A 17189-nucleotide genomic window follows, 5' to 3' on the forward strand; every position below is an offset into this window, starting at 1 on the left:
AATTTTGGGCTGATTTAGCTGATGAATTGATGCGCCTCAAGCCCCATAAACTACCCTATTTTCAGCAAGGTTTACGGGCTATGACTCTTATCCAGTCTGCTTTATAACTTCTCTGTCACCCCTTCAGGGTTGGGACTTTGAGTGGCATTCTTAAGCAAGCACAAGTCAATGTTGAGGAGTTTATTGACAACCTATGAGGTCTAATATTTTCTTGATAAAGAGGCAATTTATAGGCTGTTTTAGAGACATAGGGTAAAACCTCTCTACAGTTCAAGATGATTTTGACTTCTGACTTCTGACTTCTTCTCCATAACGCTAGTAACTACATTAATTAAATTTTCAGGGTCAACAGGTTTAGTCAAGTAATGCTGAAAGCCGGCGGCGAGAATTTTTAAGCGGTCTTCTTCGTGGGAAAATGCAGTTAAAGCGATCGCTGGAACAAGACCACCGTTTTCTGGTGCTAAACCCCGGACTTGTTGAATGAAATTATAACTTTCTTGGTTTGAGAGACTGAGGTCACTAATCAAGATATCTGGTTTTGTCTCTTCAATGATTACCAGTGCAGTCTCAACTGATGCGACTGCTGTAGCATTTGCGCCATACTCTTCAAACATAAAGGCCAAAAAGTTGCGGCTGTCTGTTTCATCACCGACAACCAAAACTTTCAAACCTACTAAGGGTGTATTCCCGGCTACACAAGCAATCGAGTTTTCCGCCTTACCATCAAGACTTGGACTTGGCATTAAGGGGAGTCTTAAGGTAAAAGTCGCGCCTTGTCCCTTACCTGGGCTGTCGGCGATAATGATGCCGTGGTGTAGTTCTACCAAGTGACGGACGATCGCTAGTCCTAATCCTAAACCATTGTGCGATCGCGTGGTAGTGCTGTCTGCTTGGCGGAACCTTTCAAATACTTTGGGGAGAAAGTCTGGTTCAATTCCAATTCCTGTATCAATTACCTGAATTTGAGCATAAGATGAACTAACAAACCGAATGGGAGATACGCCAGAAGATAGGACAATTTCCCTTGATGGGACTGGATCTCTAGGCTCTGTGTCAGTTTCTTGGATGAGTTCTAAATTGACAGTAACTTTACCATCTTGTGGTGTAAACTTAATTGCATTATTTAACAGATTCCAGACTATTTGTTGTAAACGTACTGGATCACCACAAACTGAACCAATAGCAGAATCAAGAATTGTGTTGATTTGAATATGTTTACTCTCAGCTAAGGGACGCACTGCTTCTAGGGCAGCTTCAATGACAGTTACTAAGTTCACTACACATAAATTCAGTTTTAGCTGACCACGAATAATCCGCGATATATCTAAAATGTCTTCAATTAATTGCACTTGAGATGTCGCATTACGTTCTATAGCTTCTAAAGCTTTAGCAGTAGCTTTGTCATCCAGTTTTTTAGAACGTAATATTTTTGACCAGCCCAACATAGAAGTCAAAGGTGTGCGGAGTTCGTGAGAAAGCACAGCCAAAAATTCATCCTTCATCCGGTTGGCTGCTTCTGCTTCTTGTCTGGCTGTTTGTTCTCGAATGATTTGAGCGCGGACTTCTTCAGCTTGTTTGCGTTCGGTGATGTCTTCTAGTGTGCCAACATAGCCAAGTAGTTTTCCTTGCGCCGAAACCATCCGGGATGAACGCACCTGTACCCAACGCCGACTATGATTAGCTGTGAGAAATTGAAAATCCTCTGAGTAGTTTTGGCAACCCTTGTCTAAGTATTTTGACCAAGTAGCGATCGCTCTTTCTCTATCATCAGGATGGACAAATTCTAGCCATTGTTTTTCTAAACTTTCGGCAGCATTTAAACCACAAATTGCCTGATAGTGAGGATTAGTATATTTACATTTTCCTGCTGTATCTATTTCAAAAATCCCCACTGGCGAACAAGTACTCAGAGAACGAAAACGTTCTTCACTTTGCCGTAGTTCTGCATTTACAGATGCTAGTTGAGTTGCATGTTCTTTAATTGCTTGTGTCTTTTTAAATAGCTCCACAAATACAGTAACTTTCGATATTAATATGTTCGTATCTATGGGCTTAAGCAAATAATCCACCGCTCCTAGTGCGTAACCTTTAAATAGCATTTGGTCACTGGTACTAAAGGCGGTAAGAAAAATAATAGGAGTTTGACGCGACCTTTCTCGACTACGAACTAAATTAGCAGTTTCAAAGCCGTCCATTCCCGGCATTTGTACATCTAGCAAAATGACAGCAAAATCTTGATGCAGCAGACACCGCAAAGCCTCAGAACCAGAGGTTGCTTTAACTAAATTTTCTCCCAGTCTTTCTAAAATTGCTTCTAGTGCCAACAAATTTTCTAATTTGTCATCTACCAAAAGGATGTTGACTTTGGGTTCAGGCTGCATGATTTATTGCACTATAATTCAGTTCAGGTCTAGGTTTCAATCTCTTACAAGAGGATTGCTTGAATTATTATGACACGACACAGTTTCTGTCATTTGTCATTTGTCAATGGTCAATAGTCAAAAGCCTGAAGTATGACATTTCACACTTCAGACTTTACACTTCAGACTGCAAATTTTCTCTTATCTTTGCAAACTGCGAGGATCAAGGGCATCTCTTAAACCATCACCCAGTAAGTTAAATGCTAATACTGTCAAAATAATCAGCACGGCTGGCGGCCAAATTAACCAAGGTTGGAGTACCAAAATTGAAGCATTGCTGGCGAGGGAAAGCATATTTCCCCAAGAAGGATCAGGCTGTTGAATTCCTAAACCAATTAAACTTAAAACTGCTTCAGCACCAATAAAACTCGGAACGGCTAAAGTTGCAGAAATAATGATATATGTAGCAGTTTGCGGCAGAACGTGACGGACAATAATGTAAAGGGGATTTCCACCCATTGCCCGTGCAGCTTGGACAAATTCTCGTTCTTTAATCGAAAGTACTTGTCCGCGAATTACTCTCGCTAAACCAGCCCAACTAATTACAGATGTAATAATCACAATTAATAAAAAGCGTTGGGTACTACTTAACCCTGGTGGTAAAACTGCACCTAATGTCACCAAGAGATAAATACTAGGAAAAGTCATTAATACTTCTGCCAAGCGCATAATGACGCTATCTAACCAACCACCAAAATAGCCAGAAATTCCTCCCAACAACAAACCGAGGGGAAAGGTAAAAATTACACCAATAATCCCAATAAATAAACTAATACGACCACCATGTAGCAAGCGGCTAAATTGGTCGCGTCCTTGGTCATCAGTCCCGAAAATATTTAATCTAGCGTTGTTATCTGCACCAAATAAATGCCAAGTTAAGGGAATACCGGGAAAAATTGTGACTTCATCCCATTTGGGGGGTAGGGGTAAACTCAACTGCAACAAACGGTATTCTGGCCCAGAGACAAATAAACGCAGAGGAGATGGCTTTGTTGAGTCTACAATTAATTGGCGATCGCCTGTCTTAATATCAGTGTTACCTTGAGTCGTCGGGTAAATATGGGGGCCGATAAATTTACCAGAGGTTTGGGAAACCCAATAAATTTTTGTTGGTGGTAGCAGTGAACCATTTGGTTGTGATACATAAGGGTCATAGGGAGCAACAAAATCAGCTGCAATCACTGCTACATAGAAAATTAACAGCAAAATCGCCCCGAACCGCGCCAAAGGGTTTTTCTTGAGTCTTTGCCACCAATTCATAATTTATTCGTCCTTTGTCCTTTGTCATTGGTCATTTGTTGTTTAAGTTTACTAATGACTAATGACTAATGACCAATGACTACAATCTAAGCATGTAATTGCTCCATCATGTACATTTGTTCTTCTTGGATTTTTTCATGTTCAACGACAAACACATTGGAGTAGAGATTTGCCATCACTTGTTTGCCTTGTTGGGTGAGTGATAAGTAACGCAGACTATCCTTGATATAAGGATGTACCCCATTCCAATAAAACTTGGCGTAATTTTTGCGTAAATCGGCTGGGGTTTCGTACCCTAAGACTTTATTCATCCCAGTTTCTTCAAACTCGTAGTATAACGAGGTAATTTTCTTTAAGTAACGGGGGTCACTCAATTGTCCAATTAAATCAGCCGCCCGTACTAAGCCGGCAAAGCTAATAGTATCGTGATGATCTTCGGCTGCGGGTACAGGGAAGCGAGTCCATTCAATGTTACTTTTAATTACTTCAGCATCTATGAGTTTATGACCACCAAAACGCTCATCAATGAATAGTTTTGCTCTATCAACATGGTAAGGTGTCAGACTGGCATCAGAAGCACCAGGATGTAGGGAAATCATTCTGCCGTTTTTACCTGTGGCGTATAAACTCGCGGCTTCTTGGTCTTGGCGGCAAACTCCTTTGACATAACCAATATCGTGGCAAACTAAGGAGATAATAAAGTGCAACCAATCTTCACTTGAAACACCACCTTCGCGGATGTGTTTGCCACGTAAAATTTCTTGCCCTACCAAGGTGACTAAAATAGAGTGTTCGACATTGTGATATAGGGCATCGCTATTGGCAATATTTTCCAACGCCATACTTCCAGCCCAGGCTATGATGTCTTGATAATCATTTTTGAGACAGCCATAAGTACGACTGTAGCCTTCTCGAATTTGCTTGACAAAAGCATCTATTAAAATTTCAGTGGCGTTGAACATATTGGTTGCTCAGTTCCAATCAGAATATTTCTTGTTTGTGATTAAGATTCCCAAAATTAAGGCTTTAGTTGGTATTGAAAAGTATATTCATCTTTTTTAACCCAGATAAGGCTGTGAATGCTAGTTGCTGGAAATCTCGATCACATGATAGGTATACTTTCTTAGTTGACTGTCAACAGATACTATTTGGCGTATCCTACACTCATCAGTTTTTCATATTTATGCACACCATCCTGTGATCTGCATACAAAGGATCTGTGACGTTAATAAGACCCCGTATGTGATGAAAATACAAAGTCAGACAGAGTAAAAACTTCCGTATAATTACGGTTTTTTCTTTTTATTTATAATAAAAAACATGACTTGTGTCATGGTTGTCATATTGGGGATTATTACAGTCAAAACTGAAGATGGAAGTCAAATTTAATATACAGTAACTAGTCGCAAACTTTTTTAAAAATAATTAACATTTGTGTGTTTCCGCAGTGGAGGTGCGTCCCTTGAGTGATGAAAGTATTCCAGAACTGGAACGAGAAGAAGTTGTTAACGTATGGCAGAAATCAGCCAGTCAACCGACTCGCCCTTGGCTAACACCAATGTTTGTGGGTGTTGGTTTGGGGATAGCGATCGCATTAGGTGGTATGGGTGTGTTAACTCAATTACCAGCGCGGCAAGACAAAGCTGTAGCGAATAAAATCACGCCTAAATCTAACCCAGTCCTGACGGTGACTGTTTCCCCAGTGGAAACTACCCGTGTTTCTCGTACCTTAAATACTACAGGTACGATCGCCGCCCGTGATTTAATTCCAGTTCTGCCCCAAGCCAATGGTTTACAAGTCAAAATCATTCCTGAAGATATCAAGGAAGGTACTTATGTCAAAAAGGGACAAGTTTTGGCAATTTTAGATGACTCTATGTTGCAAGCCCAAATGAGTGGAGCCAGAGCCGAGGTAGAATCCAAACAAGCTGATGTGGGTTCAAAACAGGCAGGTGTAGTCTCACAACAAGCCACTGTCGCATCTTATGAAGCGATCGTGCGGCAAAAAAAAGCTGATTTAGGCCAAGCTAAAGCCAAGTTAGAAGAAGCCCAAAAGAATTATCTGCGTTATCGCAAATTGGCAATGGCTGGGGCGATTAGTCTGCAAGAACTGGATACTCGCGCCTACACAGTTAAAACAGCTACCGAGGCGGTGCGGCTGGCTGAAGAAAATATTCGCAGCGCCCAAGCTAATGTCATTAGCGCCCAAGCTAATACTGGAAGTGCTGTCGCCAATATTTATAAAGCCCAAGCAGATGTGCGGACTAGCGTTGCTAAGGTGATACAAATACAAACACAGTTAAAACAAACAGTAGTCCGCGCCCCGATTTCGGGAATTGTGGCGGAGAAACTCGCCAGAGTGGGTGATGTGACAGGTATTCCGCCTCAAACCCAAGTAGGGACAGTGATTGGGGGAACACAAAAACTGTTTTCGATTATTCGGGATGGCAGGTTAGAACTGCAAGCCGAAGTTCCCGAAATTCAACTAGCACAAGTAGAAATTGGCGCGGCTGTACAAATTACCTCCGATATTGACAATCGCGTGCAGTTGCAAGGCAGAGTCAGAGAAATACAACCTTTAGTGAACGATAAACGACGAGAAGCAACAGTCAAAATCGACTTACCTTTAACCAACTTACTCCGGCCAGGGATGTTTGCCCGTGCGGCTATTACAACAAACACAGCACTGGCAATGGCAATACCACAAAAAGCCGTACAACCCCAAGCCGATGGTAGTGCGATTGTATACACCCTCTCCGGTGATGATTTAGTCCAAAGCCAGAAAGTAGAAGTCGGAGAACCAATAAATAGCGAACTCGTAGAAATTAAAAATGGCTTGCAATTAGGCGACCGCGTCATCGTTGATGGTGCAGGTTATCTCAAAGATGGCGATCGCGTCAAGGTGACAGGTGATAGGTGATAGGTTACAGAGTTAAGAGTCATTTGTTGTTCTCCCTTGTCCCCCTTGTCTCCCTTGTCTGGGTGAACGAAATTTTATGTGGTATTTCTAGCTAAGTATCCAAAAAATTACCCTCCACATTCCCCCCACTCCCCACACCTCTCACACCCCCCGCACCCCCCACACTCCCCACTCACTCCCACACCAAAAATGTCCTTCAACATCTCGGCTTGGTCAATTAAAAAACCTGTTCCCACCATTGTTTTATTCCTAATTTTGACAGTTGTTGGGTGGTTATCTTTCATTTCATTGGGAATCGACACCAACCCTAACATTGATGTCCCGGCGGTTTCTGTGACTGTTACCCAACCGGGTGCAGGGCCAGCAGAACTGGAATCGCAAGTGACGAAAAAAATTGAAGATGCTGTCGCTGGGTTGGGCAACATCGATAATATGATTTCTAGTGTCAGTGATGGTAAGTCTACCACCACGATTAATTTTGTTTTAGGAACCAATAGCGATCGCGCCACTAATGATGTCAGAAATGCGATCGCTCAAATCCGCCAAAATCTGCCCCAAGATATCAATGACCCCGTAGTACAACGTTTAGAGTTTGCCGGTGGCCCGATTATCTTTTATGCAGTCAAATCAGATCAGCGTTCTGTTGAAGAATTAAGCAACATCGTAGACCAAACTATTAGCCGCGCCTTGTTAACTGTCAAAGGTGTGGCACAAGTCAAGCGCATTGGTGGCGTTGACCGCGAAATTCGGATTAACCTCGACCCTGACCGGTTACAATCTTTAGGCATCACCGCCACCCAAGTAAACGACCAAATTCGCGCTTTTAACATCAATTTACCTGGTGGACGCGCCGAACTTGGCGGTAGTGAACAAACAATTCGCACCCTTGGTAGTGCTACCAGTGTGAATCTGCTGCAAACTTATGAAATTCTATTACCTAGTGGTGGTTCTGTACCTTTATCCAGCTTGGGTACGGTGGAAGATAAATACGCGGATGTGCGACAAACTGCCCGTTTGGATAATCAACCCGTGGTAGCTTTTCAAGTATTGCGGAGTACTGGCAGTGTGGTTGTGAGTGTAGAACAAGGCGTAAAAGCCGCAGTCGCCGAACTGCAAAAAACTCTGCCCCCAGATATCAAAATCGAGTTAATTTTTACCAGAGCCGATATTATTCGCCAATCTTATCAAAGCACCATTGATGAGTTGATTCAAGCCTCAGTGCTGGCAATCATCGTGATTTTACTCTTTTTACGCGATTGGCGAGCAACTTTAATTACTGCCGTTGCCCTACCTTTATCGATGATTCCGACCTTTGCCGTGCAGCAAGCTTTGGGATATACCCTCAACAACATGACTTTGCTGGCATTGGCTTTGGCTGTTGGTAACTTGGTAGATGATGCCGTGGTGGAAATTGAAAATATGGAACGGCATATAGCAATGGGGAAATCTCCTTGGGAAGCAGCTTTTGACTCTTCCGACGAAGTGGGATTAGCGGTGATGGCCAGTTCCGCAACAATTATTGCGGTGTTTCTGCCTGTGGCGTTTATGGGGGGTGTTCCTGGTCAGTTTTTTCAACCCTTTGGTGTAACTGTGGCGGTGTCTACAATTTTTTCCACAATGGTAGCGCGGATGATTACGCCAATGATGGGGGCATATTTATTAAAGGATAAAAAACATCAATCTAGTGCTACTGACGCTAAGAACAGATTAAGTCAAATTTTTTATCGTCAAATCAAAAAGCCACAACCAAAACACCAGTTTCAGCCTTATAAGTCTTTATTGCAAACTGCATTACGCCATAAGTTAACCACAATTGCGATCGCAATGGCGTTTTTCATTGCCAGTTTGATGTTAGTTCCCTTGATTCCCAAGGGTTTTGTCGATGACGGTGACTTTGGCATTTCTAATGTTTCGATTGAAGTTCCGCCCGGTTCCACCTTAGAAGATGTCAATAAAGTAGTTACTCAAGCAACTGATATTATTCGCCAAAACCCAGTTGTAGAAAAGGTGTTAGCTACAGAAGAAATAAATTCCGCTACCTTATCAATTCAGTTAAAGCCCAAAGAAGAACGCAATATTTCCCAAAAACAGTTTGAAGAACAAATCCGTCCGTTGTTTCAAGAAATTCCAGGGGCGAGAATTAGCTTTCAAAGCCAAAGTCCAGGAGATAGCCGCAAAGGTTTATCAATTGTGCTACGGAGTGAAAACCCCGTAGCTTTAAACCAAGCGGCTAATGACTTGGAAAAACAAATGCGGAACTTACCGGGATTAGTGGAAGTTTCTTCGACTGCCAGTTTAGTCAAACCAGAGATTTTAGTTATACCCAACCCGCAACGCGCCGCCGATTTGGGTGTAACAGTGCAAGCGATCGCCCGGACAGCTTCTTTAGCTACCATTGGTGATAATGATGCTAACTTGGCTAAGTTTAACTTGAGCGATCGGCAAATCCCCATTCGCATACAAATTGACCCAACAGCCCGCGCAGACATCAATACTATCAAAAATTTGCAAGTTCCTAGCCAAAACGGGAGTTTAGTTCCCCTTGTAGCTGTGGCCGATATCAAGTTTGGTAGTGGCCCCGCCACCATCAGCCGTTACGACCGCGCCCGTCAAGTTGCGGTAGAAGCCAACTTACAAGGTATCTCCTTGGGAGAAGCAGTCAAAGCTGTGAATCAACTACCAGCAATGCAAAACTTACCACCAGGAGTTGTTCAGCAACCTTCTGGTAGTGCCAAAATTATGCAGGAAATTTTTGGCAGGTTCGGCGGTGCATTAGCTTTAGCTATTATGTGCATCTATGCAATTCTGGTACTTTTATATAACAATTTTCTGCATCCTTTATCGATTATGGCGGCATTGCCGTTTTGCTTAGGTGGTGCATTAGTCGCCTTGATGGTTGCCCAAAAACCTTTGGGAATTTACGCCTTGATTGGGATTGTGTTGTTAATGGGAATTGTCACCAAAAACTCAATTCTCTTGGTGGACTACACAATCATCAATATGCAGGAAGGCAAGAATCAACGCCAAGCCTTGATTGAAGCTGGTGTTTCACGTCTGCGACCAATTATGATGACTTCCTTAGCCACAATTGCAGGTACTCTTCCCCTTGCCTTGGGTATTGGCGCAGGTTCCGAAGTGCGTCAACCAATGGGCATTGCCATTATGGGCGGCTTTACCACTTCTACATTGCTGACTTTGGTAGTAGTACCAGTGATATTTAGCTATATTGATAACTTCCAAACTTGGATTTTGAACACATTGCGTTATGGTTTTGGTAAAAAACCACCTGCGGAAGAAACAGAAGTTAGGGGGATGCGATCGCCAAATAACACATCTGTATCGGAAATCCAAAACTAATCAATTATGGTATAATGTCTGTTAGCTTTGACTTTGCTAATAGCCATTATTCGCGGGTGTAATTCAGTGGTAGAATGTCACCTTCCCAAGGTGAACGTCGTGGGTTCGAGTCCCATCGCCCGCTTTGAAAAAAAGCCTTACATAGCAAGCTTTACACTGCTTTTATCTTGACTGATTACTGTGTTTTTCTTTATCGTAACAAACAAATATTAGCTCTTTTTCGGTGAATTTGGGTGTATTAAACAAGGTATTATGGACATACAACCTTGGTAATAGTTAGAACCGATGAGGGATGGTCAAGTTACGTAGACTTACATTCAGTTCTAACGGGAAAATATCATGGCTAAAGAAATAACATACTTAGAGTTATCTGAAGATGGTGGAAGTTCCCACAAGTTTTATGAGGTGATTGTTGAAGATACTCAAGTAAGCATCCGCTACGGTCGCATTGGTGACGCAGGACAGACGCAAACAAAAACTTATCCGACATCAGAAAAAGCACAGGTGGAAGCGGCGAAAAAAATTAACGAAAAGCTGAAAAAAGGCTATGAAAAAGCTGTGATGGGTGTGCGTCAAAAGCGTTCTGTAACTCGCCGCCAAGTTACTAGTACTGCTTCGACAGCCAAACAAGCGCCTATCTTGTGGAAGTTTGCGGCTAATTCCGCAGCTTTTGGAATTTTTATTGATGCTAACCGTTGCTGGCTGGGTAATCAAGCAGGTCAAGTTTTTGCCTTAAACCATGAAGGGAAAGTTAGCAATCAGTTTAAATTACCTGATGGGGTGAAATGTTTAGTTGCTGATGATATCTGGATTTACGCTGGCTGTGATGATGGTAACGTCTATGATTTGACTGGGAAGTTACCCCGCGTTGCTTACAAAATTGATGAAAATGTGGATATTTTTTGGCTTGATATTAAAGATGGTTTATTAGCTGTCTCTGATGCAAATGGTGGTGTGACAACTATAGATCATGATGATGAATCACAATGGACGCGGTTGAGTCAAGGTAGTTCTGGTTGGATGGTTCGCTGTGATGAAGCCGGAATTTATCACGGTCATAGTCAAGGGGTGACTATGTACGATAATCAGGAAGGTCGAATGTTGTGGCATCAAAAAACTGCTGGGAGTGTATTATTTGGTTGGCAAGAAGCATCCACAGTTTACGCAGGTGCAAGCGATCGCAAAATTTATAGTTTTAGTAAGCAAGGTCAACCACTAACAGTATACAAGTGTGATTCCTCGGTTTATTCTTGCGCTACAGCCCAAAATGGTAAATATGTGTTTGCTGGTGATGATAATTCTTCGATTTACTGCTTTAACCAAGCCGGGGAAAGACTGTGGAAGTTGGGGACTGGTTGTGGTTCTGCTTTATCTATGCAGTTTTACGAATCTCGAATTTATATTGTCACTACCGATGGGAGTTTAGCTTGTATTGATGCGAGTGAAAATGCGATCGCCTCTGCTCAAGCTGGTACAATTCCCGAAGCAACTGTGATTAAAGCGCCAAAAACTGAGGGAGTTACACCTTCGGCTGTTCTGGAAACTACTACAGATACAACTAGTGGGGTAATTGTCGAGTGTTTTCAAGATGGCCGTAAACTGCGCGTCAGAGTTATTTCCCCAGGCTACAATTCTGACTGGAATGTGCAGTTTCCTAAAGATATTCGCCAAGCAGGCTGCTGCTATCTCGTCCAAGAAATCCGCGAGTCAGCTAGAGGTGGCTTTTATCGCGCCTATGGCGATATTAAAAAGATAAATAATTAAGGTGTGATTTGTCATTTGTCATTCTGACTCCTGAATTCTTGATTAACTAACGTCTCTTGCAGGTAAGGCGACTGTGCGAATTGCGATCGCCTGTTTTCTGCCGTTACGATTGATGGTAATTTGCATCATATCACCAACTTTGGTATTTTCTACCTGTTGTTGCACTTGTCTAATATCTTGAATTGCTACACCGTTAATACTGTCAATAATGTCGCCCGGACGCAAGCCAGCACGGGAAGCGGGAGAGTTAGCTGCAACTCCTAAAATAATCACACCTGTATCTTGATTAACTTTTAATCCAGTATCACTTTGATTAATTTTGGTGCGTAAATCGGGGGTTAACTCTCCCATTTGAATACCAACATAAGGATGATCTACCCGTCCTTTAGCGATTAATTCATTGGCAATTCTTTGGGCTGTTTTGATGGGAATGGCAAAGCCTAATCCTTGCGCTCCTTGGATGATAGCAGTATTCATCCCAATTACTTCACCTTGAGCGTTGAGCAAGGGGCCGCCAGAATTACCAGGGTTAATTGCTGCATCTGTTTGAATAAAATCGACTCGTTCTGTGGGTACTCCTAAATCAGCAACAGAACGCTGAGTGGCACTGATAATTCCTTGGGTGACTGTATTATCTAATCCTAATGGATTGCCAATGGCGATCGCCCATTGCCCTGGTAACAAATTATCGGAGTTACCTAAGTTAACTGTTGGCAATCCTGTACCTTTAATTCTAACTACCGCCACATCAGTTACGCGGTCAACTCCTACTACTTTACCTTGAAGGCTACGACCATCTTTCAACACAACTGCAACGTTATCTGCATCTGCCACTACATGGGCGTTAGTCAAAATAATCCCATCACTACTAATAATAAACCCTGAACCAATCCCCCGTTGGACTTCTTCTCGATTTGGTACTTGTTCGCTAAAAAAACGTCCTAAATAAGAGTCTTGGGGAGATACGGCAACAGTGCGAGTGGAATTGATGCGTACCACGGCTGAACCAACTTTCTGCACTACTTGAGTGATGTAATTTGGATCTTGATTAGCATTAATTGGTGATGCTGGATTGAGTGTTGCTGTGACTAAAGGATTTTTGATATCTCTATTGGCAACACATCCAGTTAATAGCACAGTTAGATAAACCGAGAGTTGCAAAATCAGACGTTTCATTATGGGTTGATGGGGCTATTGAGTTGGAGTAATAACCAAGTTAGATAAGTGCCGAAAGGCCCCCAAAGTGCATAAGGAAGAAATAGCCACGAAGCTGTTTGAGAAATTGGCTTAACGACAAAAGCCAGAATATAGACCAAAAGCGTTGCTAAACCGCCAACAATGATACCACCAATCAAACTGCGGAGTTCTACCACCACCGGGCTGTACAGCGATGTCAGTAAAGCAATGGCCGCATAAACTAGCAGCAACCCCCAAGGACGAGAACCTTTCTTACTGCTTTTCTCCCAGACGATAATTGCAGAAATCGTAATGCAAACCCAAATGAAAGTCCAGATAAAGGGAATGAGAAATTCAAAAGTTAACCAACTAGGACGTTGCAGATTTTGAAACCAAGGGTCGCGTAGCGATGTGAACAAACTACCGCCAAAAAACAAGGCTGCTGAAGCTGCTGTAATTATCCATCGAGCTTTCACAACGACTCCTGCCAAAGTAATACGTTTGTATTTTAAATTGAATCTGCGATCGCTGCACCTATCTGGTGATAGGTGATAGGTTACAGGTTACAGGTTATAAGCTGTTGCACATTTAACTTGCATAATATGTGCGGGCAAGATGCCCACCCCACAAGAGTTTAATTTAATTTTAGATATGCAAACTAAATGTTTTTGAGCTGATCATATTCGGTTAATTAGTTGTGATTCGGTAAATCTGTACAGAAACGTTAAACCCTCTCCTCAGTTGCCTTAATAACAAGTATGTGGACAGACACGTTCTTACAGGTTATCGGCGTAAAAATAACTGAGTCATATAGTATGTATTCCCAACGCGCCAAATTCCCACACCAGTCTCTTGAAACACCGGACGCAAAATATTGGCTCGGTGTCCGGGGCTATTCATCCAACCTTTAATGGCTGCTGGTACAGGTTGCGGTACGTTTGTACAGGTAAATAAGTTTTCTCCCACCATCAAATAAGAGATTCTCCCTGTACGTATTCTGTCTTTTAAGGTGCTGCCATCGGCACCAGTGTGACTAAAGAATTTTTGCTGCGCCATCTGACGGCTGTAGTTGCGGGCTACTTGAGTGAGCTTGTCATTATTTTGCAGAGGCTGAAGTCCGTTTTCTTGCCGTACTTTGTTGATACCTTGGCGGATTGCGGCTTCCATGTCTGCAATTTTGGCAGAGGCTGGCGGAATTACAGGCTGGGGTGGTTGCTGAGATGGTAATTCAATGTCGGGTAATGGCGGGGCATATTTGAGCATTTCTTCGCAGCCACTTACCAAAAGTGCGATCGCTGCTGAAGCTAACCAAATAATTTGAGGTAGTTTATTTTGCATCAACTTACTTACCAAACCCAATTGGCTCACCTTGATGTTTCTTTCTCCAGCCAAGAACTATCAATTTAGTTGTCATGATGAAGTTGCTGTGAGTTCTGTCTTTAAGGTAACAAAAATCGCCAAATTCAACTGACCTAGATTTGAGAGTTACATTGCTGGAGAAAGAAAAACAATGAGTCCCAGAGGATGAGATTGGATGATAACCTCACTCCTCTGTTATCTGGGATTTACAGGCGACCAATATTAGTCAGTCCTAAAACAATACCAATACCAACAATGTGACCAAAAGCCATAGCCGCGATAAAGGTAGTAACACTTACGGGCAACCCTGGTAATTTAGGCCCAACTTGAGGCTGCTCAATGCGGGTAGATAGCAACAGAATCACCACGCTGGTAACGCTGATAATGATGCCAACGGTAGGAGTCCACGCAGGGGTAGCGGGGACATTAGCTGCTGCTGCCAGTAAATTTGATAACATCAACGTTTGGTCTCCTAAATGAAAAAATTCATAAAACCTTCAAAATTATAGAATTAGTGAGTCAGCAACCAAAAATAGTTAGCAAAAATTCGCTCTTTAGAACTATATGCGGGTAAAAATCTGTGGCATCACTCAACCACAACAAGCAACTGCGATCGCATCTTTAGGCGCAACAGCCTTGGGATTCATTTGTGTACCTACTTCACCTCGTTACGTAACTGCAACGCAAATCCGCGCAGTCGTCACCCAATTACCAGATAACATTGATAAAATTGGCGTTTTTGCTAATGCTCACATTCAGGAAATTCAGCAGATAGTTCAAGATGCGGGTTTAACTGGTGTACAGTTACACGGAGATGAATCACCGGATTTTTGCTACCAATTAAAGCAAAATATCCCCAATGTTGAAATTCTCAAAGCATTGCGGATACGCAGTCTTGACCACCTGCAACAAGCTGCTATTTATGCTGAACACGTAGATACTTTACTACTTGATGCCTATCATCCCCAACAGTTAGGGGGTACAGGTCAAACGTTAGATTGGACAATGCTAGAAAAATTCCACCCCAGTACGCCGTGGTTTTTAGCCGGAGGATTAACCCCAGCAAATATTTTAGAGGCTTTAAGTATGGTCAACCCTAACGGTATAGATTTATCTAGTGGTGTCGAAATTCAACCAGGAGATAAAGATTTAAATAAAGTCGCACTACTATTTGAAAGATTGAAGACCAAAGTGTGAAGTATGAAGTGTGAAATTTCAGACTTCATACTTCACACTTCAGACTTCTAGAAGAATGATGGTTGATGGCGAATCAAACTCAAGAATTCTTCGCGGGTTTTTTGTTCATCTTGGAATACACCCAGCATGGCACTAGTAACAGTCCAAGAACCGGGTTTCTGCACACCCCGCATTACCATACACATGTGAGTGGCTTCCATAACTACTGCCACACCTTGAGGTTCCAAAATCGTTTGAATTGCTTCGGCGATTTGGCGGGTCAATCTTTCTTGAACTTGCAAACGGCGGGAGTACATTTCCACAATCCGGGCTAACTTACTTAAGCCCACAACTTTTTGATTGGGAATATAAGCAAGATGCGCTCTACCCATAAAAGGCAGCATGTGATGTTCGCAAAGGCTAAAGAAATTAATATCTCGAACGAGTACCATTTCGTTATGTCCTTCATCGAAAATGGCACCGTTCAATAGTTCGTCTAAAGATTGGTTATAGCCACTGGTAAGAAACCGCATTGCTTCCGCAACACGTTTGGGAGTTTTCAGCAATCCTTCACGCTCTGGGTCTTCCCCAACGCCGACTATGATGTTTCTGACGGCATCCATCATTTGCTCCATATGTTCCTCAGAAGGCGGTTGCAAATCTGGTTGTCTACCGTCGTGGGTGTTGCGATCGGGTCTGGTATTGATGGCATCTGCCAAGTCAGAAATCAGAGGAGATTGAATACGATTGGAACCGTTAGAACTAGCAATAGTCATGATGTAATTTTTAGTTAGTTTTTGGATGTTTGCGATACTCAGCACTTAGCACTCAGCACTCAAAATGTGCCTGTATTGGGCATCAGAACCAATTCATCAATCACTGCTTGTGGTGGCAATAAGACAGTGTGGAGAATTGATTGTGCCACAATTTCTGGAGTTAACATTTTTGAACGGTCAAAGTTGGCGTGAACGGTGTCTGTGTCCCAAATTTCTGTGTTTACAGAACCAGGACAAATGGCCGTGACACGGATACCGTGGGCGCGTTCTTCTTGAGCCAGGGTTTGAGAAAGGGCTAGAAGTCCGGCTTTGCTAACACAATAGGCTCCCCATCCAGCAAAGGTTTGCTTGGCAGCGATTGAGGCTACGTTGATAATTGTGCCTGTGCTGCGATCGCGCATCCCCGGTAAAATTCCTTTGATGCACTCAAATACACTGGTGAGATTGATGTTAATAACTTGTTGCCAGTCTTCTAAGCTTGTTTCGCTTAAATTACCTGTATAGCCTATTCCGGCGTTATTCACCAAAATATCTATGTTGCCAAAATCTTGGGCGATCGCGGTGATTTTCGCTTCTACTTGGGGTAAATCGGCTAAATCTAGGGTGTATGCTTTAGCTTCTACTCCGCTTTGCTTGGCTGCTGTTGCTACCGCCTCTAATTTATCTAAAGAACGGCTGACTAAGGCAACATCTATGCCAGCTTTAGCAAATGCCAAAGCTGTTGCTTTGCCAATTCCACTACTCGCCCCAGTAATCAGGGCGCGTTGTTTCTGCTTACTACCCATACTTTCCCCTCATTTTTTTGGCAGTGGCCCCAGCCCTTTGCCACCAAATTATTTAAGTCTTTCGGATGGGCTACATTAAAGTAACCTTAAATTCCGATAATTTTTTTTGACAATTGCTATATTGAATTGTCAATATGGGAAATTATCCCCATAAAACACCTCCCCAGGATGAAACTTCAGTCTTCATCTGGATTTT

Annotated in this window: 13 protein-coding genes and 1 tRNA gene; 5 read left to right on the forward strand and 9 right to left on the reverse strand. The window is 42.6% G+C overall.

Annotation, left to right across the window (positions count from 1 at the left end; genetic code table 11):
• Positions 1-263 precede the first annotated feature (263 nt).
• The 3 genes from H6G75_RS26220 to H6G75_RS26230 all read right to left on the reverse strand — a co-directional run bounded on the left by H6G75_RS26220 (position 264) and on the right by H6G75_RS26230 (position 4642).
• Positions 264-2381, reverse strand: coding sequence for a response regulator (locus tag H6G75_RS26220; RefSeq protein ID WP_190982847.1), 2118 nt, complete (start codon positions 2379-2381; stop codon positions 264-266).
• 180 nt (positions 2382-2561) lie between these two features.
• Positions 2562-3680, reverse strand: a complete 1119-nt coding sequence (locus tag H6G75_RS26225; protein ID WP_190982848.1) for an ABC transporter permease — start codon at positions 3678-3680, stop codon at positions 2562-2564.
• Positions 3681-3766: 86 nt separating this feature from the next.
• Positions 3767-4642, reverse strand: coding sequence for an Npun_R2479 family HD domain-containing metalloprotein (locus tag H6G75_RS26230; protein ID WP_190982849.1), 876 nt, complete (start codon positions 4640-4642; stop codon positions 3767-3769).
• Between the two features lie 500 nt (positions 4643-5142).
• Here H6G75_RS26230 and H6G75_RS26235 point away from each other — a divergent pair, with 500 nt between their 5' ends.
• The 4 genes from H6G75_RS26235 to H6G75_RS26250 all read left to right on the forward strand — a co-directional run bounded on the left by H6G75_RS26235 (position 5143) and on the right by H6G75_RS26250 (position 11721).
• Complete coding sequence (locus H6G75_RS26235) at positions 5143-6600, forward strand: efflux RND transporter periplasmic adaptor subunit (protein ID WP_190982850.1); 1458 nt, start codon at positions 5143-5145, stop codon at positions 6598-6600.
• 189 nt (positions 6601-6789) lie between these two features.
• A complete protein-coding gene (locus H6G75_RS26240) occupies positions 6790-9957 on the forward strand; it encodes an efflux RND transporter permease subunit (RefSeq protein WP_190982851.1) in 3168 nt (1055 codons plus the stop codon).
• A gap of 52 nt (positions 9958-10009) precedes the next feature.
• A tRNA-Gly gene (locus H6G75_RS26245) sits at positions 10010-10081 on the forward strand.
• A 215-nt stretch (positions 10082-10296) separates the two neighbouring features.
• The gene (locus tag H6G75_RS26250) at positions 10297-11721 is read left to right on the forward strand and encodes a WGR domain-containing protein (RefSeq protein WP_190982852.1); all 1425 of its coding nucleotides are present in this window, start codon (positions 10297-10299) and stop codon (positions 11719-11721) included.
• Positions 11722-11763: 42 nt separating this feature from the next.
• Here H6G75_RS26250 and H6G75_RS26255 read toward each other — a convergent pair whose 3' ends face one another.
• From H6G75_RS26255 to psaK, 4 genes are all read right to left on the reverse strand, one after another.
• A complete protein-coding gene (locus H6G75_RS26255; RefSeq protein ID WP_190982853.1) occupies positions 11764-12897 on the reverse strand; it encodes an HhoA/HhoB/HtrA family serine endopeptidase in 1134 nt (377 codons plus the stop codon).
• A complete protein-coding gene (locus H6G75_RS26260; protein WP_190982854.1) occupies positions 12897-13373 on the reverse strand; it encodes a tryptophan-rich sensory protein in 477 nt (158 codons plus the stop codon). Before H6G75_RS26260 ends, H6G75_RS26255 begins: the two co-directional genes overlap by 1 nt.
• Positions 13374-13680: 307 nt before the next feature.
• Positions 13681-14235: a CAP domain-containing protein gene (locus tag H6G75_RS26265; RefSeq protein ID WP_190982855.1), complete on the reverse strand. Its 555-nt coding sequence runs from the start codon at positions 14233-14235 to the stop codon at positions 13681-13683.
• Between the two features lie 227 nt (positions 14236-14462).
• A complete protein-coding gene (psaK, locus tag H6G75_RS26270) occupies positions 14463-14714 on the reverse strand; it encodes a photosystem I reaction center subunit PsaK (protein ID WP_190591604.1) in 252 nt (83 codons plus the stop codon).
• Positions 14715-14820: 106 nt separating this feature from the next.
• Here psaK and H6G75_RS26275 point away from each other — a divergent pair, with 106 nt between their 5' ends.
• Positions 14821-15453 carry a phosphoribosylanthranilate isomerase gene (locus tag H6G75_RS26275; RefSeq protein ID WP_190982856.1) on the forward strand — a complete coding sequence of 211 codons (633 nt, stop codon included), beginning with the start codon at positions 14821-14823 and terminating at the stop codon, positions 15451-15453.
• Between the two features lie 47 nt (positions 15454-15500).
• On the opposite strand, the gene folE is transcribed toward H6G75_RS26275, so the two are convergent.
• Together folE and H6G75_RS26285 are read right to left on the reverse strand one after the other, a co-directional pair.
• Entirely contained in the window at positions 15501-16208 is a 708-nt protein-coding gene (folE, locus tag H6G75_RS26280) for a GTP cyclohydrolase I FolE (RefSeq protein ID WP_190982857.1), read from the reverse strand.
• Positions 16209-16267: 59 nt separating this feature from the next.
• Complete coding sequence (locus H6G75_RS26285) at positions 16268-16993, reverse strand: SDR family oxidoreductase (protein WP_190982858.1); 726 nt, start codon at positions 16991-16993, stop codon at positions 16268-16270.
• Positions 16994-17189 lie beyond the last annotated feature (196 nt).

The sequence above is a fragment of the Nostoc sp. FACHB-280 genome (assembly GCF_014697615.1).
In the GTDB taxonomy this organism is placed as follows: domain Bacteria; phylum Cyanobacteriota; class Cyanobacteriia; order Cyanobacteriales; family Nostocaceae; genus Nostoc_B.

Bases quoted from the DNA above. Each gene is read 5' to 3' on its own strand.
- H6G75_RS26220 (WP_190982847.1), bottom strand. From the start codon at position 2,381: ATGCAGCCTGAACCCAAAGTCAACATCCTTTTGGTAGATGACAAATTA.
- H6G75_RS26225 (WP_190982848.1), bottom strand. From the start codon at position 3,680: ATGAATTGGTGGCAAAGACTCAAGAAAAACCCTTTGGCGCGGTTCGGG.
- H6G75_RS26285 (WP_190982858.1), bottom strand. From the start codon at position 16,993: ATGGGTAGTAAGCAGAAACAACGCGCCCTGATTACTGGGGCGAGTAGT.
- psaK (WP_190591604.1), bottom strand. From the start codon at position 14,714: ATGTTATCAAATTTACTGGCAGCAGCAGCTAATGTCCCCGCTACCCCT.
- H6G75_RS26255 (WP_190982853.1), bottom strand. From the start codon at position 12,897: ATGAAACGTCTGATTTTGCAACTCTCGGTTTATCTAACTGTGCTATTA.
- H6G75_RS26230 (WP_190982849.1), bottom strand. From the start codon at position 4,642: ATGTTCAACGCCACTGAAATTTTAATAGATGCTTTTGTCAAGCAAATT.
- H6G75_RS26250 (WP_190982852.1), top strand. From the start codon at position 10,297: ATGGCTAAAGAAATAACATACTTAGAGTTATCTGAAGATGGTGGAAGT.
- H6G75_RS26265 (WP_190982855.1), bottom strand. From the start codon at position 14,235: ATGCAAAATAAACTACCTCAAATTATTTGGTTAGCTTCAGCAGCGATC.
- folE (WP_190982857.1), bottom strand. From the start codon at position 16,208: ATGACTATTGCTAGTTCTAACGGTTCCAATCGTATTCAATCTCCTCTG.
- H6G75_RS26240 (WP_190982851.1), top strand. From the start codon at position 6,790: ATGTCCTTCAACATCTCGGCTTGGTCAATTAAAAAACCTGTTCCCACC.
- H6G75_RS26275 (WP_190982856.1), top strand. From the start codon at position 14,821: ATGCGGGTAAAAATCTGTGGCATCACTCAACCACAACAAGCAACTGCG.